Source organism: Ensifer adhaerens (genome assembly GCF_002940685.1).
In the GTDB taxonomy this organism is placed as follows: domain Bacteria; phylum Pseudomonadota; class Alphaproteobacteria; order Rhizobiales; family Rhizobiaceae; genus Ensifer; species Ensifer adhaerens_E.
Genome location: NZ_PNFP01000054.1, coordinates 1 through 1,178, shown reverse-complemented (window position 1 = coordinate 1,178; position 1,178 = coordinate 1). Strand labels below are relative to the sequence as shown.

The window sequence follows — 1,178 nt, the reverse complement described above, 5'->3', positions numbered from 1 at the left end:
ATGGCAAAGAGCAAATTTGAGCGCAACAAGCCGCACGTTAACATTGGCACGATTGGCCACGTTGACCATGGCAAGACGTCGCTGACCGCAGCGATCACGAAGTACTTCGGCGAGTTCAAGGCGTACGACCAGATCGACGCCGCTCCGGAAGAAAAGGCCCGTGGTATCACCATTTCGACGGCGCACGTTGAGTATGAGACGCCGAACCGTCACTACGCTCACGTTGACTGCCCCGGCCACGCCGACTACGTCAAGAACATGATCACCGGTGCTGCCCAGATGGACGGCGCGATCCTGGTTTGCTCGGCTGCTGACGGCCCGATGCCGCAGACCCGCGAGCACATCCTGCTCGCTCGTCAGGTTGGCGTTCCGGCAATCGTCGTGTTCCTCAACAAGGTCGACCAGGTTGACGACGCCGAGCTTCTCGAACTCGTCGAGCTGGAAGTTCGCGAACTTCTGTCGTCCTACGAATTCCCGGGCGACGACATTCCGATCATCAAGGGCTCGGCGCTTGCTGCTCTTGAAGATTCGGACAAGAAGATCGGCGAAGACGCGATCCGCGAGCTGATGGCAGCGGTTGACGCCTACATCCCGACGCCTGAGCGTCCGATCGACCAGCCGTTCCTGATGCCGATCGAAGACGTGTTCTCGATCTCGGGCCGTGGCACGGTTGTGACCGGTCGCGTCGAGCGCGGCATCGTCAAGGTCGGCGAAGAAGTTGAAATCGTCGGCATCCGCGACACGTCGAAGACGACGGTTACGGGCGTTGAAATGTTCCGCAAGCTGCTCGACCAGGGCCAGGCCGGCGACAACATCGGCGCGCTGATCCGTGGTGTTAACCGTGACGGCGTTGAGCGTGGCCAGATCCTGTGCAAGCCGGGTTCGGTCAAGCCGCACAAGAAGTTCATGGCTGAAGCCTACATCCTGACGAAGGAAGAAGGCGGCCGTCATACGCCGTTCTTCACGAACTACCGTCCGCAGTTCTACTTCCGCACGACGGACGTGACGGGCATCGTGACGCTGCCGGAAGGCACGGAAATGGTTATGCCGGGCGACAACGTCACCGTTGCCGTCGAGCTGATCGTTCCGATCGCGATGGAAGAAAAGCTGCGCTTCGCGATCCGCGAAGGCGGCCGTACCGTCGGCGCAGGCATCGTTGCCTCGATCGTCGAGTAATC

Annotated in this window: 1 protein-coding gene; it reads left to right on the top strand. The window is 60.5% G+C overall.

Annotation, left to right across the window (positions count from 1 at the left end):
• Positions 1-1,176: elongation factor Tu (gene tuf / locus C1A35_RS35575; protein ID WP_034795467.1), on the top strand; the 1,176-nt coding region annotated here is incomplete at its 5' end.
• Positions 1,177-1,178 lie beyond the last annotated feature (2 nt).